The organism is Mesorhizobium sp. M0938 (genome assembly GCF_040319125.1).
GTDB lineage: Bacteria > Pseudomonadota > Alphaproteobacteria > Rhizobiales > Rhizobiaceae > Mesorhizobium > Mesorhizobium robiniae.
In genome coordinates, this window is sequence record NZ_JAMYNS010000001.1 from 493,613 (window position 1) to 519,479 (window position 25,867).

Annotated in this window: 32 protein-coding genes and 1 pseudogene; 19 read left to right on the plus strand and 14 right to left on the minus strand. The window is 63.4% G+C overall.

Annotated elements, in window-relative coordinates; genetic code table 11:
* Positions 1-16: 16 nt before the first annotated feature.
* Positions 17-394 (minus strand): YraN family protein, encoded by a 378-nt coding sequence (locus tag NKH73_RS02360; RefSeq protein WP_126104219.1) that lies wholly within the window; start codon positions 392-394, stop codon positions 17-19.
* The gene (gene rsmI / locus NKH73_RS02365) at positions 387-1,328 is read right to left on the minus strand and encodes a 16S rRNA (cytidine(1402)-2'-O)-methyltransferase (protein ID WP_352927481.1); all 942 of its coding nucleotides are present in this window, start codon (positions 1,326-1,328) and stop codon (positions 387-389) included. The genes NKH73_RS02360 and rsmI overlap by 8 nt, the downstream gene beginning before the upstream one ends.
* Positions 1,329-1,486: 158 nt before the next feature.
* Between rsmI and NKH73_RS02370 the strand changes: the two genes are divergently transcribed.
* Both NKH73_RS02370 and NKH73_RS02375 read left to right on the plus strand, forming a co-directional pair.
* Complete coding sequence (locus NKH73_RS02370; RefSeq protein ID WP_352927484.1) at positions 1,487-1,684, plus strand: hypothetical protein; 198 nt, start codon at positions 1,487-1,489, stop codon at positions 1,682-1,684.
* 7 nt (positions 1,685-1,691) lie between these two features.
* Positions 1,692-1,880: a hypothetical protein gene (locus NKH73_RS02375; RefSeq protein ID WP_352927486.1), complete on the plus strand. Its 189-nt coding sequence runs from the start codon at positions 1,692-1,694 to the stop codon at positions 1,878-1,880.
* Positions 1,881-2,001: 121 nt separating this feature from the next.
* On the opposite strand, the gene NKH73_RS02380 is transcribed toward NKH73_RS02375, so the two are convergent.
* The 5 genes from NKH73_RS02380 to rph all read right to left on the minus strand — a co-directional run bounded on the left by NKH73_RS02380 (position 2,002) and on the right by rph (position 5,378).
* A complete protein-coding gene (locus NKH73_RS02380; protein ID WP_352927489.1) occupies positions 2,002-2,325 on the minus strand; it encodes a low molecular weight protein tyrosine phosphatase family protein in 324 nt (107 codons plus the stop codon).
* An 89-nt stretch (positions 2,326-2,414) separates the two neighbouring features.
* Entirely contained in the window at positions 2,415-3,578 is a 1,164-nt protein-coding gene (gene hemW / locus NKH73_RS02385; protein ID WP_352927492.1) for a radical SAM family heme chaperone HemW, read from the minus strand.
* Positions 3,575-4,237: an RdgB/HAM1 family non-canonical purine NTP pyrophosphatase gene (rdgB, locus tag NKH73_RS02390; protein ID WP_352927495.1), complete on the minus strand. Its 663-nt coding sequence runs from the start codon at positions 4,235-4,237 to the stop codon at positions 3,575-3,577. The genes hemW and rdgB overlap by 4 nt, the downstream gene beginning before the upstream one ends.
* The gene (locus NKH73_RS02395; RefSeq protein WP_352927497.1) at positions 4,237-4,647 is read right to left on the minus strand and encodes a VOC family protein; all 411 of its coding nucleotides are present in this window, start codon (positions 4,645-4,647) and stop codon (positions 4,237-4,239) included. Before NKH73_RS02395 ends, rdgB begins: the two co-directional genes overlap by 1 nt.
* Before the next feature lie 14 nt (positions 4,648-4,661).
* On the minus strand, positions 4,662-5,378 hold the full coding sequence (gene rph, locus NKH73_RS02400) for a ribonuclease PH (RefSeq protein ID WP_352927500.1): 717 nt from the start codon (positions 5,376-5,378) through the stop codon (positions 4,662-4,664).
* Positions 5,379-5,512: 134 nt separating this feature from the next.
* Between rph and hrcA the strand changes: the two genes are divergently transcribed.
* The 6 genes from hrcA to NKH73_RS02430 all read left to right on the plus strand — a co-directional run bounded on the left by hrcA (position 5,513) and on the right by NKH73_RS02430 (position 11,066).
* Positions 5,513-6,610 carry a heat-inducible transcriptional repressor HrcA gene (gene hrcA / locus NKH73_RS02405; RefSeq protein WP_352927502.1) on the plus strand — a complete coding sequence of 366 codons (1,098 nt, stop codon included), beginning with the start codon at positions 5,513-5,515 and terminating at the stop codon, positions 6,608-6,610.
* Positions 6,611-6,708: 98 nt separating this feature from the next.
* Positions 6,709-6,906, plus strand: a complete 198-nt coding sequence (locus tag NKH73_RS02410) for a hypothetical protein (protein WP_029347942.1) — start codon at positions 6,709-6,711, stop codon at positions 6,904-6,906.
* A 103-nt stretch (positions 6,907-7,009) separates the two neighbouring features.
* A complete protein-coding gene (locus tag NKH73_RS02415; RefSeq protein WP_352927508.1) occupies positions 7,010-8,365 on the plus strand; it encodes a PQQ-dependent sugar dehydrogenase in 1,356 nt (451 codons plus the stop codon).
* Between the two features lie 136 nt (positions 8,366-8,501).
* Complete coding sequence (locus NKH73_RS02420) at positions 8,502-9,119, plus strand: LysE family translocator (RefSeq protein WP_352927511.1); 618 nt, start codon at positions 8,502-8,504, stop codon at positions 9,117-9,119.
* Positions 9,120-9,291: 172 nt separating this feature from the next.
* The gene (cysK, locus tag NKH73_RS02425) at positions 9,292-10,272 is read left to right on the plus strand and encodes a cysteine synthase A (protein WP_352927513.1); all 981 of its coding nucleotides are present in this window, start codon (positions 9,292-9,294) and stop codon (positions 10,270-10,272) included.
* A 167-nt stretch (positions 10,273-10,439) separates the two neighbouring features.
* Positions 10,440-11,066: a glutathione S-transferase family protein gene (locus tag NKH73_RS02430; RefSeq protein ID WP_352927515.1), complete on the plus strand. Its 627-nt coding sequence runs from the start codon at positions 10,440-10,442 to the stop codon at positions 11,064-11,066.
* Between the two features lie 15 nt (positions 11,067-11,081).
* Here the strand turns inward: NKH73_RS02430 and NKH73_RS02435 are convergent, their stop codons facing one another.
* Both NKH73_RS02435 and NKH73_RS02440 read right to left on the minus strand, forming a co-directional pair.
* On the minus strand, positions 11,082-12,338 hold the full coding sequence (locus tag NKH73_RS02435; RefSeq protein ID WP_352927517.1) for an RNA polymerase sigma factor: 1,257 nt from the start codon (positions 12,336-12,338) through the stop codon (positions 11,082-11,084).
* Positions 12,338-12,691 (minus strand): YciI family protein, encoded by a 354-nt coding sequence (locus tag NKH73_RS02440; RefSeq protein WP_056585399.1) that lies wholly within the window; start codon positions 12,689-12,691, stop codon positions 12,338-12,340. Before NKH73_RS02440 ends, NKH73_RS02435 begins: the two co-directional genes overlap by 1 nt.
* Positions 12,692-12,944: 253 nt before the next feature.
* On the opposite strand from NKH73_RS02440, the gene NKH73_RS02445 reads away from it, so the two are divergent.
* From NKH73_RS02445 to NKH73_RS02455, 3 genes are all read left to right on the plus strand, one after another.
* On the plus strand, positions 12,945-13,904 hold the full coding sequence (locus NKH73_RS02445) for a TAXI family TRAP transporter solute-binding subunit (protein WP_352927521.1): 960 nt from the start codon (positions 12,945-12,947) through the stop codon (positions 13,902-13,904).
* Between the two features lie 187 nt (positions 13,905-14,091).
* Positions 14,092-16,182 carry a TRAP transporter permease gene (locus NKH73_RS02450; protein WP_352927523.1) on the plus strand — a complete coding sequence of 697 codons (2,091 nt, stop codon included), beginning with the start codon at positions 14,092-14,094 and terminating at the stop codon, positions 16,180-16,182.
* Positions 16,179-16,556 (plus strand): DUF1850 domain-containing protein, encoded by a 378-nt coding sequence (locus NKH73_RS02455; protein WP_352927526.1) that lies wholly within the window; start codon positions 16,179-16,181, stop codon positions 16,554-16,556. Before NKH73_RS02450 ends, NKH73_RS02455 begins: the two co-directional genes overlap by 4 nt.
* A 69-nt stretch (positions 16,557-16,625) precedes the next feature.
* On the opposite strand, the gene NKH73_RS02460 is transcribed toward NKH73_RS02455, so the two are convergent.
* The gene (locus tag NKH73_RS02460) at positions 16,626-17,069 is read right to left on the minus strand and encodes a thiol-disulfide oxidoreductase DCC family protein (RefSeq protein ID WP_352927528.1); all 444 of its coding nucleotides are present in this window, start codon (positions 17,067-17,069) and stop codon (positions 16,626-16,628) included.
* Between the two features lie 212 nt (positions 17,070-17,281).
* Complete coding sequence (locus tag NKH73_RS02465) at positions 17,282-17,428, minus strand: hypothetical protein (RefSeq protein WP_023801394.1); 147 nt, start codon at positions 17,426-17,428, stop codon at positions 17,282-17,284.
* A gap of 401 nt (positions 17,429-17,829) precedes the next feature.
* Here NKH73_RS02465 and NKH73_RS02470 point away from each other — a divergent pair, with 401 nt between their 5' ends.
* On the plus strand, positions 17,830-18,336 hold the full coding sequence (locus NKH73_RS02470) for a YciE/YciF ferroxidase family protein (RefSeq protein ID WP_352927533.1): 507 nt from the start codon (positions 17,830-17,832) through the stop codon (positions 18,334-18,336).
* Positions 18,318-19,397, plus strand: a pseudogene (ligD, locus tag NKH73_RS02475) (DNA ligase D); the annotation flags it as partial. The gene NKH73_RS02470 and the pseudogene ligD, both read left to right, overlap by 19 nt.
* A gap of 8 nt (positions 19,398-19,405) precedes the next feature.
* Here the strand turns inward: ligD and NKH73_RS02480 are convergent.
* Positions 19,406-20,080, minus strand: coding sequence for an ArsR/SmtB family transcription factor (locus NKH73_RS02480; RefSeq protein WP_352927536.1), 675 nt, complete (start codon positions 20,078-20,080; stop codon positions 19,406-19,408).
* Between the two features lie 68 nt (positions 20,081-20,148).
* Here NKH73_RS02480 and NKH73_RS02485 point away from each other — a divergent pair, with 68 nt between their 5' ends.
* From NKH73_RS02485 to NKH73_RS02495, 3 genes are all read left to right on the plus strand, one after another.
* On the plus strand, positions 20,149-20,376 hold the full coding sequence (locus NKH73_RS02485) for a DUF1127 domain-containing protein (RefSeq protein ID WP_352927539.1): 228 nt from the start codon (positions 20,149-20,151) through the stop codon (positions 20,374-20,376).
* 96 nt (positions 20,377-20,472) lie between these two features.
* Complete coding sequence (locus tag NKH73_RS02490; RefSeq protein WP_352927541.1) at positions 20,473-20,859, plus strand: NIPSNAP family protein; 387 nt, start codon at positions 20,473-20,475, stop codon at positions 20,857-20,859.
* A complete protein-coding gene (locus tag NKH73_RS02495) occupies positions 20,856-21,200 on the plus strand; it encodes an antibiotic biosynthesis monooxygenase family protein (protein ID WP_352927544.1) in 345 nt (114 codons plus the stop codon). Before NKH73_RS02490 ends, NKH73_RS02495 begins: the two co-directional genes overlap by 4 nt.
* Positions 21,201-21,206: 6 nt before the next feature.
* Here NKH73_RS02495 and mbfA read toward each other — a convergent pair whose 3' ends face one another.
* On the minus strand, positions 21,207-22,190 hold the full coding sequence (mbfA, locus tag NKH73_RS02500) for an iron exporter MbfA (RefSeq protein WP_352927547.1): 984 nt from the start codon (positions 22,188-22,190) through the stop codon (positions 21,207-21,209).
* Between the two features lie 191 nt (positions 22,191-22,381).
* On the opposite strand from mbfA, the gene NKH73_RS02505 reads away from it, so the two are divergent.
* From NKH73_RS02505 to NKH73_RS02515, 3 genes are all read left to right on the plus strand, one after another.
* Positions 22,382-22,705, plus strand: coding sequence for a hypothetical protein (locus tag NKH73_RS02505; protein ID WP_352927550.1), 324 nt, complete (start codon positions 22,382-22,384; stop codon positions 22,703-22,705).
* Positions 22,706-22,917: 212 nt separating this feature from the next.
* Entirely contained in the window at positions 22,918-23,901 is a 984-nt protein-coding gene (locus NKH73_RS02510; RefSeq protein WP_352927553.1) for a threonine ammonia-lyase, read from the plus strand.
* A gap of 96 nt (positions 23,902-23,997) precedes the next feature.
* Positions 23,998-24,651: a glutathione S-transferase family protein gene (locus NKH73_RS02515; RefSeq protein ID WP_352927555.1), complete on the plus strand. Its 654-nt coding sequence runs from the start codon at positions 23,998-24,000 to the stop codon at positions 24,649-24,651.
* Positions 24,652-24,726: 75 nt separating this feature from the next.
* On the opposite strand, the gene NKH73_RS02520 is transcribed toward NKH73_RS02515, so the two are convergent.
* A complete protein-coding gene (locus NKH73_RS02520) occupies positions 24,727-25,863 on the minus strand; it encodes an ABC transporter permease (protein WP_352927679.1) in 1,137 nt (378 codons plus the stop codon).
* Positions 25,864-25,867 lie beyond the last annotated feature (4 nt).

Genomic DNA, 25,867 nt, shown 5'->3' on the forward strand with positions numbered 1-25,867 from the left:
GCAGGCAGGTTTGCGGTTAGTTCCGCCCGTAGAAAACATTCTCGACATGCACCGGCCAGCGCCAGGGCAGAACTGCCACCATGTCGAAGCGCACCGACAATCTTCCATAGTCGGACTGTCGCGACAGCCAGAGATCGGCAGCGCTTTCGATGCGGCGCTCCGACTCGTAAGCAATAGCCTCCATCGCTTCCATCAGCGTGCGGCGCGCCTTCACTTCAACGATCAGCACCAGGTCGCCGCGGCGCGCGATCAGGTCGATCTCGCCGAACCGCGTGCGGTGGCGGCGCGCCAGTATCCGGTAGCCCTTCACCATCAATGCTGCCGCTGCCAGCCACTCACTGCGATGGCCGCGCCGATAGGCCTGCCGGCGGCTGGCGACCGGGCGTTCAGCCATCCCCGTCTTTCCCGGTGTCACCCTCTTCCCCGATCTCTCCGTTCTGCCCGGCATCCTTAAGTTCCAGCAGCCGCCGGTAAAGTGCCTGCTTCTGGCCGCCGGTCATTTTGGCGGCTTCCGCCGCTGCCTTGGATGCCGGCATCTCGGCGGCAAGCGAAAGCAGAAGCCGGTCGATGTCTTCAGGCTCGTCGGCCGTTGCTTCCGACGGGCCGACGCAGATGACGATTTCGCCCTTCGGCGTGTCGGCCGCCGCATAATGGTCGGCGAGCGACTGCAAGGTGCCGGTCCGCATTTCCTCGAAGGTCTTGGTCAGTTCGCGGCCGATCGCAGCCTTGCGGGCGCCACCCAGCGACTCGACCATGGCGCTGAGCGTCTCGGCCAGCCGGCGCGGCGATTCGAAGAAGACCAGCGTCGCCGGCACGGTTTTCAGCGCTTCCAGCCGCGTCAGCCGCTGCCCGGTCTTCACCGGCAGGAAGCCGGCAAACAGAAACGCGTCGGAGGGCAGGCCGGAGGCCGTCAGCGCCGCAAGCGGCGCCGACGGGCCGGGGATCGGCACGACGCGAATGCCCTGGTCGAGGGCCTCGCCGACCAGCCGGTAGCCGGGATCGGAGATGAGCGGCGTGCCGGCGTCCGAGATCAGCGCCACGCTCTGCCCGGCTTCGAGTGCCGCGATCAGCTTAGGCCCGGCCTCGCCGGCATTATGCTCGTGATAGGCCGTGGTGCGGCGGCGGATGCCGTAGCGGTCGAGCAACACGCGGCTGACCCGCGTGTCCTCGCAGGCGACGATGTCGGCGGCAGCCAGCGTTTCCAGCGCCCGCAGCGTGATGTCGGCCAGATTGCCGATCGGTGTCGCCACCAGATAGAGCGCCGGCTCGAGCGGCCGGGCTGACATCTCAGTCTGGCCGATCACATAGCTGCGTTTGTCGCCGGTCACCGCTGTCCTCAAGCTGCTTGCATGCATTTGGACCTGTTTGGCACGGCTGACGCGCGGTTGCAAAACCCGTGCCGAAGTGAAGCAGCCGCCATGCCTTTGCCATAGTACGGAACGAAACCGTGCCCGGCGTATTTACCCCTGATCTCGGGAGGAGCAGGATGGACAGTCTCAAGATACAAGACGTTTTCGAACCCTACTATGCAGGGCGCAAGCGCTTTGCCGCGCGAAAGGACAAGGGCCAGCCTGCCAAAGCTGGCGCCGGCTTGGCCAAAAAGCCGCGAAAGCGTCGTCCTTCAAAGGCAACCAGCCTGGAAATCGAGCCCTCGACCGGCACCGGCAGCACGATGGAGCACTGACCAGACGATGCCCAATCGCTTCGACATTTTCATCACCCGCCTTGAAACGAAAAGCTCCCGCAATGGAGCACCGTCACATCCCCTAAGCGATCAAAACCGCGCCCGCCGCGACAAGGGCGACGCCAAGCCGGCTCGCTCCGGTGAAGCGGACGCTGAGAAAGATCACGTCAAGCGCCGCCACAAGCACGACGGCTGACTATCGCAACCCCGCGATTGGCCGAGACACTTCTCTCCTCGTTATCCTGGGCGGAGCAGGAGCGAAGCCGCGCAGACCCGAGGATGACGAAAGCGCGGGTTGAAACGCTCAACCACATCATTCAACCCAGGTACTTCGAGACGCGCGCCTCCAGCAGACGCATCAGGCCCGGATCCATGAACTCATAGTCGTCCGGAATATCGAGGCAGATCACGCGAGCCTTCCTCAGGCTGGCCTTGAATTTCTTCTGCAGTTTGGCGCGGTGCGCCTTTTCCATGACGAAGATGATATCGGCCCACGAAACGAGTTCGTGCGTCAGCGGAGTATCGGCATCGTGGTTGGTGCCGGCCGATGCGACTTCGATATCCCTGCGGCCGGAAAACACCTGCTCCGCGGTCGGGCTGCGCAAACGGTTTTGGCTGCAGATGAAGAGGACGTTCTTCAACGGATGCCATCTTCTGGTTTGAGCATGATCTGGTCCGAAAACCAGTTTCCATTTCTCGCTGACGCGGACCTCCGGTTCGGGATCATGCTCTACCGCGCCAGATCCGCCACCACCGCATCGAGCACGATCATGCCGGCCGGCGTGGCGCGCAGGCGGGCATTGCCGATCGGCGCCACCAGTCCTTCACCCTGCAGCATCGACAGTCTTGCGGTCGACAGGCCGCGGCCAGAAAACGCTTCGTAGCGCGAAAGATCGATGCCCTCGGCCAGCCTCAACCCCATCAGCAGGAACTCGTCGGCCTCTTCCGAGCGTGTCAGAATCTCGCCGCCAGTGATGCCATGGCCCTTGGCCTCGACCAGATTGGCCCAGGTCTCCGGCATTTTCTCTGCGATCGTCACCACGCGGCGGCCGTTTTCGACGAAGCGGCCATGCGCGCCGGGACCGACGCCGACATATTCGCCATAGCGCCAATAGGTGAGATTGTGCCGGCTTTCGGCACCTGATCTGGCGTGGTTGGAAATCTCATAGGCGGGCAGCCCATGCGCGGCAGTGATCTCTTGCGTCAGCGCATAGAGGTCGGCGGCAAGGTCGTTGTCGGGAATGGCGAATTTCCTGGCCGCATGCAGCGCGTGGAACGGCGTGCCTTCCTCGATGGTCAGCTGGTAGAGCGACAGATGGTCGGCGGCGTGGCCGATCGCCTGCTCGAGCTCCGCCTGCCATGCCTCCGGTGTCTGGCCGGGCCGCGCGTAGATCAGGTCGAAGGACAGCCGCGGAAAGATCTCACGCGCCAGGCCGATCGCATGCAGCGCTTCGTCGACATTGTGCAGCCGTCCGAGGAAGCGCAGATCCTTGTCGTTCAGCGCCTGCACGCCGAGCGACACCCGGTTGACGCCTGCCGTCCGGTAGCCGCGAAAGCGCTCGGCCTCGACCGAGGAGGGGTTGGCTTCCAGCGTCACCTCGATGCCGGCAGGCACCGTCCAGTTCTTCGCCACCGCGTCCAGCACGGCCGCCACGGTTTCCGGCTTCATCAGCGATGGCGTGCCGCCGCCGAGAAAAATGCTGGTCACCTCGCGTGGTCCGGTGCGGTCGCGCATGGTCGCAAGCTCGGTCTCGAAGGCGTGCGCAAAACGCTCCTGGTCGACCGGCTGGTGGCGGACATGACTGTTGAAGTCGCAATATGGGCACTTGGCTGCGCAGAACGGCCAGTGGATGTAGACGCCGAAGCCGGGGCTGCGGTCGAGCAGCATGGTCATTTCACGCCCGATCGTGCCAAATCCAGCCTGGCTTGCGCGAATTTCTGGAAAGCGCGGGCGCGGTGCGACAACGCCGTCGGCTGGCCGGGCTTCCAGCCATGTTTTTCCTCCGCGGTCATCTCGCCGAAGGTCTTTTCGAAACCGTCCGGCACGAACACGGGGTCGTAGCCGAAGCCGAGTTCGCCGCGGGGCGGCCACACCAGCGTGCCCTCGACCTCGCCGCGGAAATATTCGGCCGCGCCGTCGGGAAAGGCCAGGCAGATGACGGCGACGAAGCGGCCCTTGCGCTGCGCAGGCGCGACCGCGCCGACGTCCTGCAACGCCACTTCCGCCCGCTGCATCGCCATGCCGAAGTCGCGGGACCCGTCCGGCGCCTCGGCCCAGTTGGCGGTGTAGACGCCGGGCGCTCCGCCCAGTGCATCGACACACAGGCCGGAATCGTCCGACAATGCCGGCAGACCTGTCGCCTTGGCGGCGGCAAATGCCTTGATATAGGCGTTCTCCTCGAAGGTGGTGCCGGTCTCGTCCGGCTCCGGCAGGCCGTATTCCTTGGCCGACTTCGCATCTATGCCGAATGGCGCCATCAGATCGGCGAATTCGCGCAGCTTGCCGGCATTGTGGCTGGCAACGACGATCTCATGTCCATCAAGTGATTGCATCAGATGCCCCAGATTCTTGGTTCGGCGAATTCGATTGAATTGCCGGAGGGGTCGCGAATATAGATCGAGCGGCCGCCCTGCGGCCATTCGAACTCGCTTTCGATAGCGATTTTCTTCTCCTCCAGATGCGCTTTCCAGCGGAGAATCTCGTCCGCGCTTGCGGCAAAGCACAGATGGCCGTCGCCGACAGCGCCGTGCGGCGGCACTTTCAGCCTGGCATCGGGCGCCGGCGGCACCTTGGTCGCCTCGGCGTTGAAGATGAGCAGCACCCCGTTCCCGCAGCGGAAGAAAAGATGCCTGCCGTCGACCTTGCCGAGCAGATCGAGCCCGAGGACGCTGGAATAGAAGTTTTCCGCGGCATCGAGGTCGGTCACGTAGAGGGCTGATTCGAGGATGGCGGAAGGGGTCATGACAGAACCGATGGCTAAGCCACAGCCATCTGCTGCAGGCTGACCAGTCGCGCAATGCCCTTCTTGGCCAGTTCCATCAGCGCCGTGAACTGCTCTTCCGAGAAAGGCTCGCCTTCGGCGGTGCCTTGGATCTCGACGATGCCGCCCTTGCCGGTCATGACAAAATTGGCGTCGGTGCCGGCCGAGGAGTCCTCGAGGTAGTCGAGGTCAATGACCGGCTGGCCGTCATGGATGCCGCAGGAGATAGCCGCGACATGGTCCTTCAGCACCTTGGCGACGCTGGCCATCTGCCGGGCTTCCATCCAGCGCAGGCAGTCGTAGAGCGCCACCCAGCCGCCGGTGATCGAGGCCGTGCGCGTGCCGCCATCGGCCTGGATCACGTCGCAGTCGACGGTGATCTGCTGTTCGCCGAGCGCCTGCAGATCGACCACGGCACGCAGGGAACGGCCAATCAGCCGCTGGATTTCCAGCGTGCGGCCGCCTTGCTTGCCGGACGAAGCTTCGCGGCGCATGCGTTCGCCGGTCGAGCGCGGCAGCATGCCGTATTCCGCCGTCACCCAGCCCTTGCCGGAATTGCGCATCCAGCCCGGCACCTTTTCCTCAAGGCTGGCCGTACACAGCACATGCGTGTCGCCGAACTTCACCAGGCACGAACCTTCCGCGTGCTTGGAGACGCCGCGCTCGAAGGAGATGGCGCGCATTTCGTCGAATTGGCGTTTGGAAGGGCGCATTCAGGCTTTTTTCCTATCTTTTTCGGAATCGTGGCCGGCTTGTAGCCGCATGGTGCGCAAGGCGCAAAGGAAAATGGCCGGTTGCGCGGGCGCGGCCGAAGTCTATATCTTTGGGCCGGAGGATTTTGGCCCGAATGACCAAGGCAGTCGATCCCAGTTCGCAGTCGCCCCTGCTTCAATCGCCCGCACTCCAGTCGCTCGACATGCGTTCGCGCGACATCTTTCGGCGCATCGTCGATTCCTATCTGAAGGACGGAGAGCCGGTCGGCTCACGCAGCCTGTCGCGTATCCTGCCGTCGTCGCTGTCGCCGGCCACGATCCGCAACGTGATGAGCGATCTCGAGCATCTCGGCCTGATTTACGCGCCGCATATCTCGGCCGGCCGGCTGCCGACCCAGGCCGGCCTGCGCTTCTTCGTCGATGCGTTCATGGAGCTTGGCGATCTTTCCGACGAGGAACGCCGCACCATCGAGGCGCAGGTGCGCGCCTCCGGCTCGGGCGCGACGCTGGAGCACATGCTCACCGAAGCCAGCCAGATGCTGTCCGGCATGTCGCGCGGCGCCGGCCTGGTGCTTGCCGCCAAGAACGAGGTGGCGCTCAAGCACATCGAATTCATCCAGCTCGAGCCGACCAAGGCGCTGGCCGTGCTGGTGTCGCAGAACGGCGACGTCGAAAATCGCGTCGTCGACCTGCCCGCCGGCGTCACCGTCTCGCAATTGCATGAAGCCTCGAACTTCCTCAATGCCCACATCCGCGGCCGCACGCTGGCCGAGGCGCGGATCGAGATCGCCCGCCTCAAGGAAGAGACCAAGGCCGCCCTCGACACGCTGTCGCAGGATCTGGTCGAAAAGGGCCTCGCGGTCTGGGCGGGCACCGAGAGCGGCCTGCCGGCGCGTCTCATCGTGCGCGGCCGCGCCAATCTGCTGGAAAACGTCACCGCCCAGGCCGACATCGAGCTGTTGCGGCACTTGTTCGAAGATCTGGAGACACAGGACGGGTTGATCCAGCTTCTCGACCTTGCCGAAGAAGGGTCGGGCGTGCGCATCTTCATCGGCTCGGAGAACAAGCTGTTTTCGCTGTCGGGTTCGTCGCTGGTCGTTGCGCCCTATCGCGACAAGGACGCCCGCGTCATCGGGGCGCTCGGCGTTATCGGCCCGACCCGTCTGAACTACGCCCGCATCGTGCCGATGGTCGACTATACCGCGCAGCTTATTTCCCGCATGCTGCGATAATGCATATCGTCCCAAAAGTGCAGCGGTTTTGGGACATGCATAAAACAAAACCCAGGCGCGTCGCAGCATGCGCTTAGGCCGGACCTCAAGGAGAAAAAATGGCGCTGGAATCATTCAAGGCCCAGATCAGCCTGTTGCTCGAGCAAATGATCAACCAGCCCGAGGATCAGCATGAAGTGCAGGAGCAACTGCGCGAAAAGCTGAGGGAAATGCGCGCCATGGGCCTGCCGCTGCCGGCCGATCTCGTCGCGTTGGAAAAACGCCTCGACGATGATTTCTACGCGGCCGGAAACTGAGCCTGAAAGCCAACGGCGATTTGCTTGTGCTGAACCACTCAACCCGGAACGACCGTCGAGCTAGCCAGTTTCTCAGGATCGGAGCCAAGTTTAGGAGGACAGGTTGATCCGATTTGGCGGTTTTGCGGCCATTGCAGCCGCCTTGTTTCTTGCGACAGCAGCGTTCGCCCAGCAAGCGGATCAACAGGTGCTGAAAGGCGAAGCCGCGTTCGGCGGCTGGAAAGGTGACAGGCCGGGCGTGCGACGCCTGATCAGGCCAGACGATCTGCCGGCGCCCAATGTCAGCCAATCCGTAAAGAACGGCGCCGGCCGGGCCGAAATACCCGAAGGTGCCAGGCCACTGCTGCCACCGGGCTTCTCGGCCGAGATGATCGCCTCCGGCATCTACAATCCGCGCGCCGTCCGTGTTGCGCCGAATGGCGATCTGTTCGTCGCCAACAGCAAAGCCGGCCAGATACGGGTTTACCGTCTCGCCGAGGACAGCGCAAAACCGGCCGAGAAATCGACCTACGCCACGAAACTCACTCGCCCCTACGGCATCGCCTTCTATCCGCCGGGTGACAAGCCGCAATGGGTCTACATCGCCAACAGCAACAGCATCGTTCGTTTCCCCTATCGGGACGGCGACCTGAAGGCCTCCGGCGAGCCGGAAACCATCGTCGCCAACATTCCCTCGAACGGTCACTTGACCCGCGACATCGCCTTCTCTGCGGACGGCAAGACGCTCTATCTGTCGGTCGGTTCCGGTTCGAATGCTGCCGAGAAGATCGGAGCTGAGCCGGATGGCGGTCTCGACGCGTGGATTGAGGCAAAGCCGCTCGGAGCGATCTGGGGCTCGGAGGAAGGCCGTGCCAATGTGCTGGCGTTCGACCCCGACGGCAAAAACAGGCGGATCGTCGCCACCGGCCTGCGTAACTGCTCCGGCATGACCGTACAGCCGGCGACGGGTGCGCTCTGGTGCGTCGTCAACGAGCGCGATGGGCTCGGCGACAACGTGCCGTTCGAATTTGCGACTGAAATAAAGGGCGGCGCCTTCTACGGCTGGCCCTGGTATTATATCGGCGACAATGAGGATCCGCGCCACAGAGGCAAACGCCCCGACCTTGCCGGCAAGGTCGCTATCCCCGACGTGCTGATGCAGGCGCATTCGGCGCCGCTCAACATCGCCTTTTACGACGGCAAGAACTTTCCGGTCGACTATCGGGGCGACGCATTCGTGACCCTGCATGGTTCGTGGAACCGCGGCACAAGGACAGGCTACAAGGTGGTGCGGCTCATGTTCAAGGACGGCAAGCCGACCGGCGAGTATGAGGATTTCATGACCGGCTTCGTCGTCTCCAATGACGCGGTTTGGGGCCGCCCGGTCGGCGTCGCAGTGGCCAAGGACGGTGCACTGATTGTCACCGAGGACGGCAGCGGTTCCATCTGGCGCGTCACTTACGGCAAAAGTCCGTCTTGATCGGCGAGGTCGCCCGGCACTCCGCTGGTGCAATCGAATCCGTCTCTCAGGGAATTCATGCCTGCCTGCCTTTGTGCGACAAGGCACGACTTGAAATCGATTCCGATTTTCGGGGTCATGCGCTAGGGCCGAAATCATGACTCTCACCGGATTCCTTGCCTATAGCGCGGCTCTCGGCATTGCCGCCGCCATTCCTGGCCCTGGACTCACCGCGCTTATTGCGCGTGCACTTGGTTCCGGCTTTCGCTCGGCGCTCGCCATGTCTTTCGGGCTGATGCTCGGCGATCTCACCTATCTGACCGCCGTGGTGCTCGGCCTCGCCATCATCGCGCAGACCTTCGGCGTGGCCTTCCTGGCCATCAAATGGCTGGGCGTAGCCTATCTCGCCTTCCTTGGCTGGCGCTTCTGGACGAGCGGCATCACGCCCGAAACGGTAGAGGCGAAGAAAGGCAGAGGCGGGTTGGTGTCGAGCTTTATCGCCGGCCTCGCCGTCACGCTTGGCAATCCGAAGACGATGATCTTCTATCTCGCCATCACGCCGACCATCGTCGATCTGAAGACCATCACGCTGGCCGATTACGCCATCCTCGTCGCACTGACGGTTGTCGTGCTGCTGGTGGTGCTGGTGCCTTATCTGGCGCTGGCAGCCAAGGCGCGTGGGCTCCTGAAGTCGCCGCGCGCGCTGAGGGCGCTCAACCGCACCGCCGCCGGCTTCATGGTCGGAGCGGCCGCTGCCATCGCCGCCCGGCAATAGCCCACTTTTGGTCACGTCTGAAATGCTCTTCCGGGGCGAGGATGCTTTCGGCATGCGGCTTACTCGGATATTTTCAAACGGCAGACTATCTTGCGCGGCCGAAGGCTTTATCCTGCCTGGTCGAGACTTAATTGCCTCACTCTTGCCCGCCTAACTCTTGGGAGCGAAACCAATGAACAAGCCCGCCACCACCGCGCACGCGCCCGGCCGAGGCCGCATCTACAATTCGATCACCGAGACGATCGGCGACACGCCGCTGGTGCGGCTCGACAAATTCGCCAATGAAAAGGGCGTCGTCGCCAATCTGCTGGCCAAGCTCGAATTCTTCAACCCGATCGCCTCCGTCAAGGACCGCATCGGCGTCTCGATGATCGAGGCGCTTGAGGCATCGGGCAGGATTGCGCCCGGCAGGACCACGCTGATCGAGCCGACCTCGGGCAACACCGGCATCGCGCTCGCTTTCGCCGCCGCCGCCAAGGGCTACAAGCTGATCCTGACCATGCCGGAGACGATGTCGGTGGAACGCCGCAAGATGCTGGCGTTGCTCGGTGCCGAATTGGTGCTGACCGAAGGTCCGAAAGGCATGAAGGGCGCTATCGCCAAGGCCGACGAGCTGGCCGCGACGCTGCCCGACGCCGTTATTCCGCAGCAGTTCGAGAATCCGGCCAATCCGGAAATCCACCGCCGCACCACGGCCGAGGAAATCTGGAACGACACCCAAGGCGAGGTCGACATCTTGGTCGCCGGCATCGGCACCGGCGGTACCATCACCGGCGTTGGCCAGGTGCTGAAGCAGCGCAAGCCCTCCGTGCATGTCGTCGCCGTCGAGCCGGAAGCCTCGCCGGTGCTGTCGGGCGGCCAGCCCGGCCCGCACAAGATCCAGGGGATCGGCGCCGGCTTCGCGCCGAAGATCCTCGACACGACGATCTATGACGAGATCGTCAAGGTCTCCAACGAGGATTCGGTCGCCAATGCGCGGCTCGTCGCCCGCCTCGAAGGCGTCCCTGTCGGTATCTCCTCGGGCGCTGCCCTGCAGGCGGCGATCGTCGTCGGCTCGCGGCCGGAGAACAAGGGCAAGAACCTGGTGGTCGTTATTCCATCCTTCGCCGAACGCTATCTGTCGACGATCTTGTTCGAGGGGTTGGGGGCTTAGGTCCTCGACACTTCGTCTCGCGACAGCTTCCAACGATAACGCCCAGGGTTTACATCGCAGTTCGCTGGACCGCTGAAAAAATACCTGTGGCGGCTGCCGCGCGCTTGAGTAAAGCGGCGCTTCCGTTCAGATCGTCGCCGGCCTTGCACCGGCTGGCGGAGGAATTCATGTATAAACTCTATACCCGTGCCAACACCGGCGGCTTTGTCGTCGAGGCGGCGCTGATACTGGCGGGCGTGCCTTTCGACCAGATCGGCGTTCCGAAGTCGACCTCGCCCGACCAGGCCTTTCTCGACATCAGCCCGTTGAACCAGGTGCCGGTCCTGGTCTTGCCGGACGGAAGCTCGATGACCGAATCGGCGGCGATCTGCATCCTGCTTGCCGAGCGCCACCCGGAAGCGAACTTGGCGCCGGCAGCGAACTCGCCTGATCGCGCCGACTTCCTGCGCTGGATGACGTTCATGTCGTCGGCCATCTATCAAGCTGACCTGCGGTTCTTCTATGCTCATCGCTACACGGCCGATCCAGACGGGGTGGACGCCGTCAAGCAGGCGGCGATCTCGGAAATGGATCGCGGCTTGGCCATTCTCGATGCTGCCCTCGAACGCCGTGACTGGCTCGTCGGCGACCGGCTCTCGCTGGCCGACATCTATCTCATCATGCTGGTGGCCTGGCATCCCGAAATTGAAAAGGTCCCCAGCGCCCGGCCAAACATCGAACGCCTGTGGGCCGGGTTGCGGGAGCATCCGGTGATGAAGAAGCTGAACGCCTCCCACGCCATGTGGCCTGCCTGAACGGACCGCCACGTCTCAGGCTTTTTCCACGCGGCCGAGCCCAGCCCGTCGTTCCTGCAGGAACCGGCGCACGGCAGGATCGCGTTCGAGGCCGATCGCCCGGTCGTAGGCTTCGGTCGCTTCCCGGGTTTTGCCGAGCCTGGCCAGTAGGCCCGCGCGGGCGGCCCAATAAGGCTGATAATCATGCAGCCGTTTGTCGTCGCCAAGCCCATCAAGTGCGCTCAATCCCGCCGCGGCGCCCTCGGTCTCGGCAACGGCCACCGCTCGGTTGATCGACACCACCGGCGAGCCTGCGATCGAATGCAACGCGTCGTAGAGTTCGCGGATCGCCATCCAGTCGGTGCGGCCGGTCAGCCGTCGCGCCGCATGGGCGGACTGCACCGCTGCTTCGAGCTGGTAGCGGCCGATCACCGCCTTGGTGGCGGCGTGGGAAAGCAGCGTCTCCGCCTCATTGATGAGGGTGCGATCCCACAGCTGGCAATCCTGCTCTGCAAGCGGCACGAAATCGCCTTTGGTACTGCGCCTGGCTCCCCGCCGCGCCTCGGCAAACAGCATCAGCGCCAGCAGGCCGAGCGCTTCCGGCTCGTCCGGCATCAGCGACGCTATCAGCCGGCCGAGCCAGATACCTTCGGTCGCGAGATTGCGGCGCCGGGTTTCGGTGCCGGCCGGGTCGGACCAGCCTTCGGCGAACGCGGCGTAGATCGCTTCCAGCACCGCGTCCAGCCGCTCGCCGAGCTCGGCTCGTTCAGGCACCCGGAACGGAATGCCGGTTTCGCGGATACGGCTTTTGGCACGCACCAGTCGCTGGCCCATCGTTGCCGGTGACACCAGGAAGGCCGAGGCGATCGTTACCGCATCGAAGCCCAAAATCGTCTGCAGGATCAGCGGCGCGCGCACGCTCGCCTCGATCGCCGGATGGGCGCAGGCAAACATCAGCCTGAGCCGCTCGTCGGGCAGGTCGTCGTCGGTCATGCGTGCCTCCATCTCCTCGGCGATCAACCTGAGATGGTCGCGGCTGGCCTCCCCGGTCAGCCGTCGTCTGACCGCGTCGACCCGGCGCCGGCGTGCCACCGCCAGCAGCCAGGCTTCCGGCCGGTTCGGCACGCCGGTCTGCGGCCAGCGCTCCAAAGCCGCAGCGAAGGCATCGGCCAGCGCGTCCTCGGCGCCGGCGATGTCGCGCGTGCGGGCAGCCAGCCAGGCGACCAGCTTGCCGTAGCTTTGCCGGGCGGCCGCTTCCGCCGCCGCCCGCGCCATCTCCAGGCCATTTTCCATCACATGGTCTGTTCCCAGATCGGCCGTAGCTCGACCGTGCCGGCGCTGGCGGCGGGGCAGCGCGCCGCCCAGGCGATCGCGGCATCGGCGTCCTCAGCCTCGATCATGTAGAAGCCGGCGAGCTGCTCCTTGGTGTCGGCATACGGGCCGTCGAGCACGTTGGTCTTGCCGTTGGCCATGCGCACCGAAGTGGCGGCCTGGGTCGGCTTTAGCCGGTCGCCGGCGAGCCAGGCGCCGGACTTCTTCAACGCCTCGGTATAAGCGCCATAGGCCGCGCTGATCTCGTAGGTCTTGTCGGTCGGCGCTGCCGCCATCGCGGCTTCGTTGACGTAGATCAAAAGCATGTATCGCATGGTCTTCTCCATTTTCGAAGGCCGCATCGTTGCGAGCCGGACGTATGTCGCGCGGCCTCGCCCGATTTCGACAGGCTCTGCGAAAATCTTCGGCTCCGATCGCATGTCGCGCAAGCGGCCATGCGTTGCGGCATCACTCAGCCGTTCGTCTAATCAGCACAATACCGGGTTGGCATTTCCCGCCCGCTGTCTAAACTCGCTTCGGCTCGTGCTGGAGAGGGCGGTACAGCAGATATTTCAGGGAGGAAATCACATGCTCAATTTCAGGACGAAGTTTGTTGCCGCCGGCGCGCTGGCGCTGTCGCTTGGCCTAGGCGCGGTGTCGGCCAAGGCGCAGGAATTCATCAACGTGCTGACCGGTGGCACTTCGGGCGTCTATTATCCGCTCGGCGTCGCGCTGTCGGAAATCTATGGCAAGGGCATCGAAGGCGCCCGCACCCAGGTGCAGGCGACGAAAGCTTCAGTCGAGAACCTAAATTTGTTGCAGCAGGGCAAGGGCGAGATCGCCTTCGCGCTCGGCGATTCCGTCAAGCTGGCCGCCGAGGGCAACACCGAAGCCGGCTTCCCCGGCAAGCTCGACAAGCTGCGCGGTATCGCCGCCATCTATCCCAACTACATCCAGATCGTCGCCAGCAAGGAGTCCGGCATTAAGACGCTCGCCGATCTCAAGGGCAAGAGCCTGTCGGTCGGCGCGCCGGCCTCCGGCACCGAGCTCAACGCCCGCGCCATCTTCGCCGCCGCCGGGCTGAAATACGAAGACCTCGGACGGGTGGAGTATCTGCCCTTCGCTGAATCGGTCGAGCTGATCAAGAACCGCCAGCTCGACGCCACGCTGCAATCGGCCGGCCTCGGCGTCGCCTCGATCCGCGACCTCGCCACCTCGGTGCCGATCAACGTCGTTGCCGTACCGGCCCAGGACGTCGCCAAGATCGGCTCGCCCTATCTTTCGGTGACCATTCCCAAGGGCACCTACGAGGGCCAGGCCGAGGACGTCGCGACCGCCGCCGTCGGCAACTTCCTCATCACCAGCGCCGACGTCTCCGACGAGGCCGCCTATCAGATGACCAAGCTGCTGTTCGAAAACCTCGATCAGCTCACTGCGGCCCACGCCGCCGCCAAGGCGATCGATCCGGCCAAGGCGCTCGACGGCATGCCGGTGCCGCTGCATCCAGGCGCCGAGCGGTATTACAAGGAGAAGGGGCTCATCAAGTAAGCCGTCCCCCTCCCCCTTGAGGGGAGGGTGGACAGCCGCCGAAGGCGGATGGACGGGTGGGGTCCTCGGCGACGCGCTCCAACTTTCTCAGTCAAGGTCGAGGCAGTTGAGGCGACCCCACACGCCTCGCTTCGCTCGGCACCTTCCCCTCGAGGGGGAGGGGAGCGCCCCGCCAGGAGCCCCGTCAATGACCCATCCCGAAGCTTCCCCCGCCGCCGAAGTCCCGGTCGAAGGCCTGCCGCCGGGCTTCGGCGAAGGTATCGCTGGCAAGGCCGCCTTTCTCATCGCCATCGCCTTTTCCATCTTCCAGATCTACATCGCCGCCTATGGCAGCCTGCCGAGCCAGGTCGTGCGTGCCATGCATGTCGGTTTCTTGCTGCTGCTCGGCTTTGCCCTGATCGCCAATCTGCGCGCCACCAGCGTCCCGGCGAAAGCAGCGTTCTGGGCGCTCGGCGTGCTCGGCTTCGGCACCGGCCTCTACAATTGGGTGTTCTATGCCGATCTCATCCGCCGCTCCGGCTTCCTCACCACGCCGGACCTGATCGTCGGCACGGTGCTGGTCGTGCTGGTCTTCGAGGCGGCGCGGCGGCTGATGGGGCTGCCGCTTGCCCTGATCGCCTTGATCTTCCTCGCCTACGCATTTGCCGGCAATCATTTGCCGCCGCCCTTCATCCATCGCGGTTATGACTTCGCCCAGCTCGTCGACACCTTCGCCTTTGGCACCGAAGGCATATACGGCACACCGGTCTACGTCTCGGCCGCCTACATCTTCATCTTCGTCGTCTTCGCCGCCTTTCTCGAACGCGCCGGCATGATCGCGCTGTTCAACGATTTCGCTCTTGGCCTGGTCGGCTCGTGGCGCGGCGGCCCGGCCCAGGTCTGTGTTCTGTCCTCGGCGCTGATGGGCACCATTTCCGGCTCCGGCGTCGCCAATGTGGTCGCCAGCGGCCAGTTCACCATCCCGCTGATGAAGCGCTTCGGCTTCAGCCCGGCTTTCGCCGGCGCCGTCGAGGCGACCTCGTCGATGGGCGGCCAGATCATGCCGCCGGTGATGGGCGCGGTCGCCTTCATCATGGCCGAGACGCTGAACATCCCCTATGCCGAGGTGGTCAAGGCGGCGATCATCCCGGCGCTGCTCTATTTCGGCGCCTGTTTCTGGCAGGTGCATCTGGAAGCCGGCAAGGCCGACCTGCACGGCATGGCCAAGGCGGACCTGCCCAATCCGTGGGACGCGGTGAGAAGACACTGGCCGCTGGTGCTGCCGCTCGCGGCACTCATCTACCTGCTGTTTGCCGGCTATACGCCGATCTTCGCCGGCACCATGGGCCTGGCTCTGACCATCGTGCTCATCCTCGGCACACCGCTGGCGGCGCTGATCGGGCCGCTTGCTTTCCGCATTGTCTTCTGGCTGGCGCTGGGGCTTGCCGCCGCCTCTTTCATGAAGTTCGGCGTCAATATCCTGAGCCTTGTGATCGCTGCGCTCATTGTCGCCTGCTTCACTTTCAAGGGCGGCCGCGAGACGCTGCAGATATGCATAGACTCGCTTGCCGAGGGCGCAAAGAACGCGCTGCCGGTCGGCATTGCCTGTGCCATTGTCGGCATCGTCATCGGCACGCTGACGCTCACCGGCATAGCCTCGACCTTCATCGGCTGGATCATCTCCATCGGCGAGAACAATCTGTTCCTGTCGCTAGTGCTGACCATGCTCACCTGCCTGATACTCGGCATGGGCATCCCGACGATTCCCAACTACATCATCACCTCGTCGCTGGCCGGACCGGCCCTGTTGGCGCTCGACGTGCCGCTGGTGGTCAGCCACATGTTCGTTTTCTATTTCGGCATCATGGCCGATCTCACACCGCCGGTGGCGCTGGCCGCCTTCGCCGCCGCGCCCATGGCCAAGGAGAGCGGCCTCAAGATCGGCATCCAGGCTACCAAGCTTGCCATCGCCGGCTTCGTCGTGCCGTTCATGGCAGTCTACACCCCGGCATTGATGTTGCAGGACGCCGGTCCGATCGCCGCCCAGTTCGGCTATCCCGTCGAGGTCGCCTATGTCGTCGCCAAGGCCGGCATGGGCATCGTCCTGTGGGGCGCGGCCGCTGTCGGGTTCCTCGCCCGGCGCATGGCCTGGTGGGAACGTCTCGTCGCCTTCGCGGCCGGCGCGCTGCTGGTTGCCGCACTGCCGCTCACCGACGAAGCCGGCTGGGCGCTCTCTCTCGTCTGGATCGGCTGGCACTGCTGGCGCGCGCGGCAGGCGTCGGCCAACGGGTCCGTATGAGCCTCTGTGTTCTGGCCGCCGGCAAGACGGTGACGCTCGCCGTCGCCGCTTTCACGCTGTCCTGGACGCATTCGGTGGAAAAGACGCATTGGCAGGAGGACTGGAAGGTGCTGCCCTCCGGCCTGCAAATCGTCGAGGCGCGGGTCAAGGGATCGGGCGCCGGCATGGAGCCACCCGAGGGAGCGCTTCTGCGGGACGGCTGGTGGGCCTACACGCCCCCGATCAAGCCTCAGCCGCGCCTCGTGCTCGCCGCATCCGGCGCCACCGGCGAAGGCTGGACACTGTGCACGGTTGAAGACTGCCGCGAACTGGGCAAGGCGGCAGGCGGCACGATCGTGCTGGAACCGTGCGAGGGCTCGAGCCAGCCGCGATAGCGCACGATCGTTCCGATGAAGGGGTGCAAACCCGCTCGTGGGCAGGATGAGCATTCCTGGAGGCCGGAGCTAGCCAATCAGCCGGCCCTTCAATTCGGCGGAGGGGATCTCGCAGCTCTCTTTCCTGCCGAACAGCGCGTAACGGTTCTCTGCGATGCGATCATAAAGCCAGTCGCGGAGCGGGCGCGGCAGCAGGAGCAAAAACCTCGCCACCCGCCACGGCCAGCCCAGTTCGGCCATCACAGCAACGAAACTGTCCAGGCGGGTGAAGGCGGCACCCTCGATGAGGGCCAGATTCGTTTCGTAGCTGTCTGTCCGCAGCCCGTATTTTCGAAACAGCGCTTCGCCAAGCAGTGACTGTGCCGTGGCGAAGCGGAAGCGGCTTTTGCGGTCGAGCCTCACAACCATGCGCACGAAGCCGGAGCACAGCACGCAGACGCCGTCGAACACGATCAACGGATGGCTTGCATCGAAGGCTGGCTTTTCAGGAGGATGGTCTGGCTGGGTGATCACGCGAGTCCCGGCTGCTTGGTGTCAAAGGACACATAAGCTTGCCGGCGGCGAGATCAAAGCCCCAGAATCTCAGAGCCGAGAATCTCAGGACGTTGGCATTGTCGCACGCCGCCTGTCGGCGAGCGCAGGGCGCTCCGCACGATAGGTGGTCGCACGGTGATCGGCGGCCGGCCTGCAGATCCGGCTGTCATGACGGCTTTCCATGGTCGTCATCAGTGCGCGCTGATGCCGAGCGTGTGGCCGCGGCGTGCGCAGGCGGGCCCTGGGCCGCGCATGTAATAGCGCTCCGGCCGGTAGGTCGGCGCGACGAATTCGCGGATGGCGGCAGCGTAGCCGATGAGGTGCGTCAAGAAGTTCATTTTACCTGTCCCTGTCCCGATTTCGGATGTCCCTTCCGAATTGCGGAGATCATAGCGTCGAGGCGTGAATAGTCGGTGAACACGATGTTAATATCTGGTCGAAAATGCCTTGGTTCGTGGCCGGAATGCGGCTGATTCGGGGTCTTTCCATGCAGTTCGTCGGCATTTCGGTCGATGTGACTTTTGCATCACATATGTTTCGTTTGGATGTCGCTCCGACGCGCTTCTGTTTCAGCCTTGGCCGGTGCCGTGAAATTTCCGTGCTTGCCCAGGGAAAGTCAGGAACCCGTCCGATAGCCGCACGTTGACGCCAAGAGCCGGACCAACCCGGCCCCAGCAGGCAGCGCCGAACGAAACCGCCGCTGCATCCCAACAGCAAGAACAATGGAAAGGCAAAAGCCATGGGTTTCTTTTCGAAAGACATCAAGACGCTGGACGACCTCTTCGTCCACACGTTGCGCGACATCTATTACGCCGAAAAGCAGATCGAGAAGGCGCTGCCGAAGATGATCGACAAGGCGACCGATCCGCAATTGAAAGCCGGCCTGGAGAAGCACCTAGGCCAAACCAAGGGCCATATCGAGCGCGTCGAGAAGGTGTTCGAACTGCATGGCGTGAAGGCCAAGACGGTCAATTGTCCGGCCATCGACGGCATTCTCGAGGAAGCCGATGAAGTCAGCGGCGACATCGACGACAAGGACGTTCTCGATGCCGCCCTGATCGCATCCGCGCAAGCGGTCGAGCACTATGAAATAACCCGTTACGGCACGTTGATCGCCTGGGCCAAGCAGCTTGGCCGCAGCGATTGCGCCAATGTCCTGGCCAACAACATCAAGGAAGAGCAGGCGACTGACCGCAAGCTTACCGAGATTGCGGAAGCCAAGGTCAACCTTCAGGCCGCCGAATAACACTCGCTTTCGCGGGGCCAGACTTTGTCGGCGAAGTGGAGTTCCGTAGCTGGACGTCCGATCGTATAATACGCCACGCCTCGCTCCAGGGATTGCGCGAGGACAAACCGGCGGAGGAAGTCGTGCAGGAAAAGCCGAAGGCTGACACCAAGGCAAAGCCTGCCGGTAGCAAGGGCGAGACCAAGGTCAAATCCGCCGGGTCGGCAAACACCGTCGTAAAGCTTTCTCATCCCGACAAGCTTCTGTGGCCGCAGGAGAAGGTATCGAAGCAGGGCCTGCTCGATCATTACGCTTTGGTCTGGCCGCGCATGCAACAATTCGTCGTCAATCGGCCGCTCAGCCTGGTGCGCGCGCCGGACGGCGTCGACGGCCAACGCTTTTTCCAGAAGCATGCGTCAGCCGGCATGCATGACAAGATCGCCAGGATGAAGGATCCGACGGACGGCGAGGAGATCTTGTTCATCCGCGATTTCGACGGTGTCGCTGCCTTGGTCCAGCTCGGCGTGGTCGAGATCCATATCTGGGGCTGCACCATCGACGAACTGGACAAGCCGGACCAGATCATCTTCGATCTCGACCCTGATGAAGGTGTCGACGTAAAGGCGGTGCGCGCGGCGGCGCTCGAAATTCGCGGCCGGCTCGATGAGCTGTCCTTGCCGAATTTCGTCAAGACGTCGGGCGGCAAGGGTTATCATGTCGTCGTGCCGCTGAAACCATCGGCCGATTGGGATGAGGTGAAGGGCTTCGCCCATGATTTCGCCCTCGCCCTCGAGCAGGCGGCACCCGAGCGCTACACGGCGACGCTGTCGAAGAAGGCGCGCACCGGCAAGGTCTTCGTCGACTATCTGCGCAACGGTCGTGGCTCGACCACAGTGGCGCCCTATTCGTCGCGAGCCAAAAAGGGCGCTACCGTATCAATGCCGGCGACCTGGGCGGAGATCAAGGCCGGACTGGCGCCGAACGCTTTCCCGATCGGCGACAAGACGACGCTGAAGCAGCTGGCGAAAGCCGATCCCTGGGCGGATTTTTTCAGGCAGGGTAAGCCGCTCAAGCGCGACTGATCAGTTTTTCAACCGAGGAACACCTTCTCGAACGCCTGCTTGCCCGTCGGCGAAAACACCACCGCGCGGCTGTCTCTCTCGCGCCGCGCCCATTTTTCCAGCAGGATCTTGTCGAGAATGGCCGCACCCAGCGTGCCGGCAAGGTGTGACCGCCGCACGCTCCAGTCGAGGCAGGCCCGGCACACCGGCCGCCGCGCCTTGCTCTCGACGTGGATGCCAATCGCGGCAAAATACGAGGCGGCTGATGGCGCAAGCCTGATCTCATTGTCGTCGCGCAGCAGCACTTGTCGAGCGACAAGACGATCCAGCATCGCCACCGCCTGTTCTCCAGCGAGGTGGTCGTAGCAGACCCGCGCCACGCGCATGGCCGCGTCACGCGGACCCGGCCGCACCCGCTGCGGCCCGACCGCAGCGGCGACGCCGGTGATTGCCTCGATCATGCCCGCGACCTGCGGACCGGCGAGGCCGTAGTAGCGATGCCGTCCTTGGCTTGCCAACGTCAGCAGCCCGCCCTCCATCAGTTTCGACAGATGCGAGCTGGCGGTCGGCAGCGAGACGCCGGCCTCGAGCGCCAGTTCGCTCGCCGTCAATGCCGTGCCGCCCATCAGCGCGGTCAGCATGTTTGCCCGCGCCGGATCGCCGACCAGGCTGGCGATGCGGGCTATATCTGGTCCTTCGCGCATAGTTCGTTCCTCATCGAAGCGTTGTCGTCAGATAACCACTATCCTTCGCTGAGATCAAGGAGACGACGATGACTGCAAGAACCGTTCCCGACGCCGCATCCGCTGGCCGGTTTGGCCGCCGGCCGTTCCCGTTCGTGACCTTACGCCGGCTGCGCCTGCGGCTGTTGGCGCGGTGGTATGACCGCCATCTACAACGCCTCGACCTCGCCGAGATTGACGAGCACCTTTTACGCGACCTTGGCCTGACGCCGGAAGACGTTCGTCACGAATGCTCGAAATCCTTCTGGCAAGCGTGACCACCAAGACGCTGCGTAGCACGTTGATCCGCCGAACGTTTCGACCCGGCTCGAACTGTCGCCGCAACGAACCAAAATTCAGCAAGGAGACAAAAGATGACCATCACCTGCTTTATCCGCTACGAGATCGACCCGTTCGGCAAGGAGGCGTTCGAGGAGTATGCCCGCAACTGGGGCCAAGCAATTCCGCGCTGCGGCGCCGATCTGATCGGCTATTTCGCGCCGCATGAAGGCTCGGCCACTACCGCCTACGCCGCCTACAACATCGACAGCCTGGCCGCTTACGAAGCCTACCGTAGCAGGTTGGCCGCCGATCCCGCCGGCAAGGCGAACTATGAGTTCGCCCGGCGTGAGAGATTCATCCTGAAGGAGGATCGCATGTTCCTGAAGCTCGCTTCCGGACCGCATGCACCAAGGCATGATCCTGAAAAGTTGCAGACTTTTCAGACCGAGATCATGCCTGAAGGAAAGGTGAAGCTATGATCGCCGTGATCTTCGAGGTCGAGCCGGCAGCGGGCAAGCGCGATGCCTATCTCGGCCTCGCCGCTGACCTGCGTCCGCTGCTCGATGGCATCGACGGCTTCCTGTCGATCGAACGCTTCCAGAGCCTTGTCGATCCGAACCGCATCCTGTCGCTGTCGTTCTGGCGAGACGAAGAGGCGGTTAAGGCCTGGCGCAATACGGAGGAACACAGGCGGGCTCAGAAGGCCGGCCGCGGCGGCATCTTTGCCGACTATCGTCTGCGGATCGCCCATGTCGTGCGCGACTATGGCCTGACCGAACGTGCAGAGGCGCCTGAGGACAGCCGGGCGCTGCATGGGTAGGGCTTTCTAAGCATTCCCGATCAGCACCCCCGCCGCAAACACCAGCGCGCCGCCCAGCACCACCTGGAAGGCGGCGCGCCAGAACGGCGTCTGCATGTAGCGGTTCTGAACGAAGGCGATCGCCCACAGTTCGAAGAACACCACGACCGCAGCGACAATCGTCGCCGTCCAAAAGAACGGGATGAGGTAGGGCAGCGCATGGCCGAGGCCGCCCAGCATGGTCATGATGCCGACGGTCAATCCGCGTTTCACCGGCGAACCACGGCCCGATAGTTTGCCATCGTCGGAGGCCACCTCGGTGAAGCCCATCGAGATGCCTGCGCCGATCGAGGCGGCTAGCCCGACCAGAAAGGTCTGGAACGTGTCGTGTGTGGCAAAGGCGGCGGCAAAGATCGGCGCCAGCGTCGACACCGATCCGTCCATCAGCCCGGCCAGTCCCGGCTGCACATAGGTCAGGATGAACTGGCGCTGCTCGGCTGCGGCTTCCTCGTCCTTCACCGCGCCCGGCACATGCTTTTTCTCCAGCCGCTGCGCCAGCGTCTCGTGACCTTGTTCGGCCACCGCCAGGTCGTCGAGCAGCTTTCGCGTCGAAGCATCGCTGGTGCGTTTCGCCGCCTCGACGTAGAACAGGTACGCCTGCCGCTCCATCGACTCGGCCTGTTGGCGCACATGCTCGATGCCGAGCGGCCTGACCAGCCAGTCGGGCTTGCGCTCGTAATAGCCCTTTACATGCTCACGCCGGATCAGCGGAATGCGCTCGCCGAAACGCTCGCGGTGAAGCTCGATCAGCGAGTCGCGATGGCCGTCCTCCTCCTCGGCCATTTCCTCGAACACCTTGGCCGAATGCGGAAAGCTCTCCGCCAGCCCGTCGGCATAGGCACGGTAGATACGCCCGTCGTCTTCCTCCGAAGAGATGGCGAGCGCCAGGATCTCTTGCTCCGAGAGCGTTTCGAAAGGACGGCGGCCAAAGCCGAAAACACGGGAAAGCATGAGAATCACCCTAGTTTAGAATAGTTCTAAACTAGGACTCAGCGCGCGCTTGGTCAATGTCGTTCGCGCCTGGACGCTCAAATTATTGGCTCCGGGTATCCTCCTCCGCTTCTTCATTATTGGCGCCTCTTCATTATTGGCGAATGTTCACCTAAATAGCTGAATCTAAGCCAAGAGAAAGGAAACCGTTGATGCCGGCAAAGCAGCCCACCCATGCATTTGACCCGAAACCCGTTCTCGACCTCATCGCCAATATCGAGGCAGACCTGCAGCGGCTGAAAGGCCTGGTCGAGCAGCAGGTCGAAAAATTCGATCCGGCCAATCCGCACAATAAGGCTCCCGACGGCAAGCTGACCGAGGAGGGCGTCGAGTGCTGCTACCGTATGTTCGACGAGGGCAAATCGCGCTATTCGGTTGCCCAGCAGATGAAGATCTCATTCGCCGCCGCCACCCATCGCTTTAACAACTGGCGCAAGATGGGCGGCGCCAAACGGCAACGAACGCTTTTGGGGTGATCGGTCGGCGAAGCCGATCAATCGACAACGATTTGTCGATTGAAGCGACGAACGCCCGGAGCCATAGCGGAAGGCCGGGGAGGCGGTAGGTGACAGGCACACCGCCCTCTTCCTACCAGCGGGAATTTGTAACGGTCACATTTTTTCATTGGTGCGCCGCCTCCCTTTCCGGGCATCATGAAAGGCAACATGTCTTTTCACGAGACCACTTCATGACCGCACCAACCCCTCCCGGCATCGCCGATATCCACGCCGCAGCAGCGCGGTTGTCCGGCCTGATCGTCGAAACGCCGCTGATCGAATCGCCGGAGCTGAACAAGCGCTTCGGCGCCAGGATCCTGTTCAAGCCGGAGACGCTGCAGCGCACCGGCTCGTTCAAGTTTCGCGGTGCCTACAACAAATTGTCTTCGCTCACCGAGGAAGAACGCGCCCGTGGCGTCGTCGCCTTCTCGTCGGGCAATCACGCGCAAGGCGTCGCTGCGTCGGCGGCGATGTTCGGCGTCAAGGCGGTTATCGCCATGCCTACTGATGCCCCGGCAATGAAGGTCGGCAATGTCAGGAAAATGGGAGCGGAAGTGGTTCCGTTCGACCGCTTCCGCGACGATCGCATGACGGTCGTTCGCCCCTACATGGAACGGGGCATGGTCCTGGTCCCGCCATTCGACGATCCGGCCATCATCGCCGGCCAGGGCACGATCGGCCTCGAACTGATGGCGCAGGCGAAAGCGCTCGGGGTGAGCCTCGACGCGGTCGTCATTCCCTGCGGCGGCGGCGGCTTGAGCAGCGGTATTTCCATCGCGGTCAAGGATGCATCACCTGATACGGCCGTCTGGGCGGTGGAACCCGAGCATTTCGACGACACCTGTCGTTCACTGGCCAGAGGTGAACGGGTTTCGATCGAACCTGGCCACACTTCGATCTGCGACGCGCTCCTCACCACCGAGCCGGGCGCGATCACCTTCGAGATCAACCGCAAGAATCTCGCCGGCGGCATTGCCGTATCCGACAAGGCAGCGGCACAGGCGATGCGTGACGCCATGGCCCATCTCAAGCTGGTGGTCGAGCCCGGCGGCTGCGTCGGGCTGGCCGCGCTATCGACGGGCAGGATCGACATTGCCGGCAAATGCGTTGTCGTGGTGCTCTCCGGCGGCAATGTCGATTTCGGCACCTATGCCGAGATCATGGCGGCAGCGTAGGTGGCGGCCAGTTCCGGGTCACGCGCCGATTCAAAGTCTCAAAGCGCACTCCTGGCGCGTCCAGTCGAACCGGTACCATTCGAAGGCTGACATGGAATGAAACTGTTCTTCAGCCGCAATCCGAATCCGCGCCTCACGGTCGCGGTGGCACGTTATCTCAACGCAAAGGTCGAGTTTGAATTCGCCTCCCCCTTCGCTCCAGGGCAAGCTGAGCGATTTCGCCCGCTAAATCCCAATCTTTCATTGCCCATACTTGTGGGCTCGGGAAAAAGCCTCTGGGAGGCCGACGCCATAGCCTGCCGGCTTTCACGCGACGCGCATTCGGATTTCTGGCGCACCGGTGACGACGAGCCAGAGATGATCCGATGGCTCAGTTGGGGCAAAGAGAACTTCGCAAGAGCTTGCGACGTCGTGCATTTCGAACGCGGCACCAAACAGCGGTACGGGCTCGGCCCGATTGACCAGGACCGCGTTGAGGAGGGGCTGAGGGACTTCCGCACGGCCGCTGCGACACTCGAGGCCGAGCTTTCCGAGCGAGAATGGCTGGTCGAAAATTCGGTTTCCTATGCCGACTTTCGAATGGCGACGTTTCTGCCCTTCAACGATGTCGCCGGATTACCGCTCGCTGATTATCCGTCTGTCAGCCGCTGGTATCGTCAGTTCGAAGAAATCGACGCCTGGCGCGATCCCTTCAAAGGACTGGATGCGCCTGAATTGCCGCCGGTTCCGGCTCAGGCCAAGTCTGCATGAACCGAGCATCCCCGCGGCCGTTGCGCGTTCGCGTTGGAGCCCCTCACTCCACCCATCTCGGCCATTTTGCGTGAGTTAGTCCAGCGTCCGGCGGAACCGTACCAGCGCCACGCCGGCAAACAGCGCCACGAACACCACCAGCCAGCCGATCTCTGTTGCGATCGCCGGCAGGTCGGCGCCTTTCAGCATCACCGCGCGGATGATGCGCAGGAAATGCGTCAACGGCAGGACCTCGCCGAAGATCTGGGCCCAGCCCGGCATGCCGCGATAGGGAAACATGAAGCCGGACAACAGGATCGACGGCAGGAAGAAGAAGAAGGTAAGCTGCAGCGCCTGCATCTGCGTGCGGGCGATCGTCGAAATCGTATAGCCGAGCAGCACTAACGCCAGCACGAAGATCAGGACCGCCGTCAGCAGCAGCGACATCGATCCGGTGAACGGAACGCCAAACAAAAGCTTGGCCGCCGCCAGCACCACCACCACTTGGACGGCACCAACCACCAGATAGGGCAGCACCTTGCCCAGCATGATCTCGAGCGGGCTCGACGGCATCGCCAGAAGGTTCTCCATCGTGCCGCGCTCGGTCTCGCGCGTCAGCGCGATCGAGGTCATCATCACCATCGTCATCTGCAGGATGACGCCGAGCAGGCCGGGCACGATGTTGTATTGCGAGATGCCTTCCGGATTGTAACGCCGGTGCACCACCACTTCGAGCTGGCCCTTGGCGTTCTCGGCTGCCGTCTCCTGCATGCCGCGCGCCCGAAGCAGCGCCTGGTTGGCGACCGTGCCGAGCGTCGAGATGGCGCCGCTGGCGACGGCCGGGTCCGTCGCGTCCGCTTCGATCAGGATCTGCGGACTGTCGCCGCGCTCGACCTTCCGGGCAAAATCGGCGGGGATGGTGACGACGAAGGCGACGTCGCCACGCGCCATCAGGAATTCCGCCTCGGCGGCACTTTGCGCGACATGGTCGAAGCGGTAGTAGCCGGTGGTCTGCAGCGCCGAAACCATGGCCCTCGTGTAGGGATCGCTGCTCATCGTAACCAAGGCCGCCGGCAGGCTCTTCGGATCGCTGTTGATGGCATAGCCGAACAGCACCAGCTGCATCAGCGGCACGCCCAGCATCATGGCGAAGGTGATGCGGTCGCGCCGCATCTGGATGAATTCCTTGATCAGCAGCGCGCCGAGCCTGGCGAAGGAGAAGACGCTGTTTATCCCA

What these genes read in the sequence shown, in the direction of transcription:
- NKH73_RS02455 (WP_352927526.1), top strand. Translation starts at nt 16,179, where the DNA reads ATGAGCCTCTGTGTTCTGGCCGCCGGCAAGACGGTGACGCTCGCCGTC.
- mbfA (WP_352927547.1), bottom strand. Translation starts at nt 22,190, where the DNA reads ATGCTTTCCCGTGTTTTCGGCTTTGGCCGCCGTCCTTTCGAAACGCTC.
- NKH73_RS02370 (WP_352927484.1), top strand. Translation starts at nt 1,487, where the DNA reads ATGGACAGTCTCAAGATACAAGACGTTTTCGAACCCTACTATGCAGGG.
- NKH73_RS02495 (WP_352927544.1), top strand. Translation starts at nt 20,856, where the DNA reads ATGATCGCCGTGATCTTCGAGGTCGAGCCGGCAGCGGGCAAGCGCGAT.
- NKH73_RS02510 (WP_352927553.1), top strand. Translation starts at nt 22,918, where the DNA reads ATGACCGCACCAACCCCTCCCGGCATCGCCGATATCCACGCCGCAGCA.
- NKH73_RS02395 (WP_352927497.1), bottom strand. Translation starts at nt 4,647, where the DNA reads ATGACCCCTTCCGCCATCCTCGAATCAGCCCTCTACGTGACCGACCTC.
- rph (WP_352927500.1), bottom strand. Translation starts at nt 5,378, where the DNA reads ATGCGCCCTTCCAAACGCCAATTCGACGAAATGCGCGCCATCTCCTTC.
- hemW (WP_352927492.1), bottom strand. Translation starts at nt 3,578, where the DNA reads ATGACCATGCTGCTCGACCGCAGCCCCGGCTTCGGCGTCTACATCCAC.
- hrcA (WP_352927502.1), top strand. Translation starts at nt 5,513, where the DNA reads ATGACCAAGGCAGTCGATCCCAGTTCGCAGTCGCCCCTGCTTCAATCG.
- rdgB (WP_352927495.1), bottom strand. Translation starts at nt 4,237, where the DNA reads ATGCAATCACTTGATGGACATGAGATCGTCGTTGCCAGCCACAATGCC.
- NKH73_RS02445 (WP_352927521.1), top strand. Translation starts at nt 12,945, where the DNA reads ATGCTCAATTTCAGGACGAAGTTTGTTGCCGCCGGCGCGCTGGCGCTG.
- NKH73_RS02480 (WP_352927536.1), bottom strand. Translation starts at nt 20,080, where the DNA reads ATGCGCGAAGGACCAGATATAGCCCGCATCGCCAGCCTGGTCGGCGAT.
- NKH73_RS02465 (WP_023801394.1), bottom strand. Translation starts at nt 17,428, where the DNA reads ATGAACTTCTTGACGCACCTCATCGGCTACGCTGCCGCCATCCGCGAA.
- NKH73_RS02360 (WP_126104219.1), bottom strand. Translation starts at nt 394, where the DNA reads ATGGCTGAACGCCCGGTCGCCAGCCGCCGGCAGGCCTATCGGCGCGGC.
- cysK (WP_352927513.1), top strand. Translation starts at nt 9,292, where the DNA reads ATGAACAAGCCCGCCACCACCGCGCACGCGCCCGGCCGAGGCCGCATC.
- NKH73_RS02420 (WP_352927511.1), top strand. Translation starts at nt 8,502, where the DNA reads ATGACTCTCACCGGATTCCTTGCCTATAGCGCGGCTCTCGGCATTGCC.
- NKH73_RS02490 (WP_352927541.1), top strand. Translation starts at nt 20,473, where the DNA reads ATGACCATCACCTGCTTTATCCGCTACGAGATCGACCCGTTCGGCAAG.
- NKH73_RS02435 (WP_352927517.1), bottom strand. Translation starts at nt 12,338, where the DNA reads ATGGAAAATGGCCTGGAGATGGCGCGGGCGGCGGCGGAAGCGGCCGCC.
- NKH73_RS02450 (WP_352927523.1), top strand. Translation starts at nt 14,092, where the DNA reads ATGACCCATCCCGAAGCTTCCCCCGCCGCCGAAGTCCCGGTCGAAGGC.
- NKH73_RS02410 (WP_029347942.1), top strand. Translation starts at nt 6,709, where the DNA reads ATGGCGCTGGAATCATTCAAGGCCCAGATCAGCCTGTTGCTCGAGCAA.
- NKH73_RS02430 (WP_352927515.1), top strand. Translation starts at nt 10,440, where the DNA reads ATGTATAAACTCTATACCCGTGCCAACACCGGCGGCTTTGTCGTCGAG.
- NKH73_RS02440 (WP_056585399.1), bottom strand. Translation starts at nt 12,691, where the DNA reads ATGCGATACATGCTTTTGATCTACGTCAACGAAGCCGCGATGGCGGCA.
- NKH73_RS02515 (WP_352927555.1), top strand. Translation starts at nt 23,998, where the DNA reads ATGAAACTGTTCTTCAGCCGCAATCCGAATCCGCGCCTCACGGTCGCG.
- NKH73_RS02505 (WP_352927550.1), top strand. Translation starts at nt 22,382, where the DNA reads ATGCCGGCAAAGCAGCCCACCCATGCATTTGACCCGAAACCCGTTCTC.
- NKH73_RS02470 (WP_352927533.1), top strand. Translation starts at nt 17,830, where the DNA reads ATGGGTTTCTTTTCGAAAGACATCAAGACGCTGGACGACCTCTTCGTC.
- NKH73_RS02375 (WP_352927486.1), top strand. Translation starts at nt 1,692, where the DNA reads ATGCCCAATCGCTTCGACATTTTCATCACCCGCCTTGAAACGAAAAGC.
- NKH73_RS02485 (WP_352927539.1), top strand. Translation starts at nt 20,149, where the DNA reads ATGACTGCAAGAACCGTTCCCGACGCCGCATCCGCTGGCCGGTTTGGC.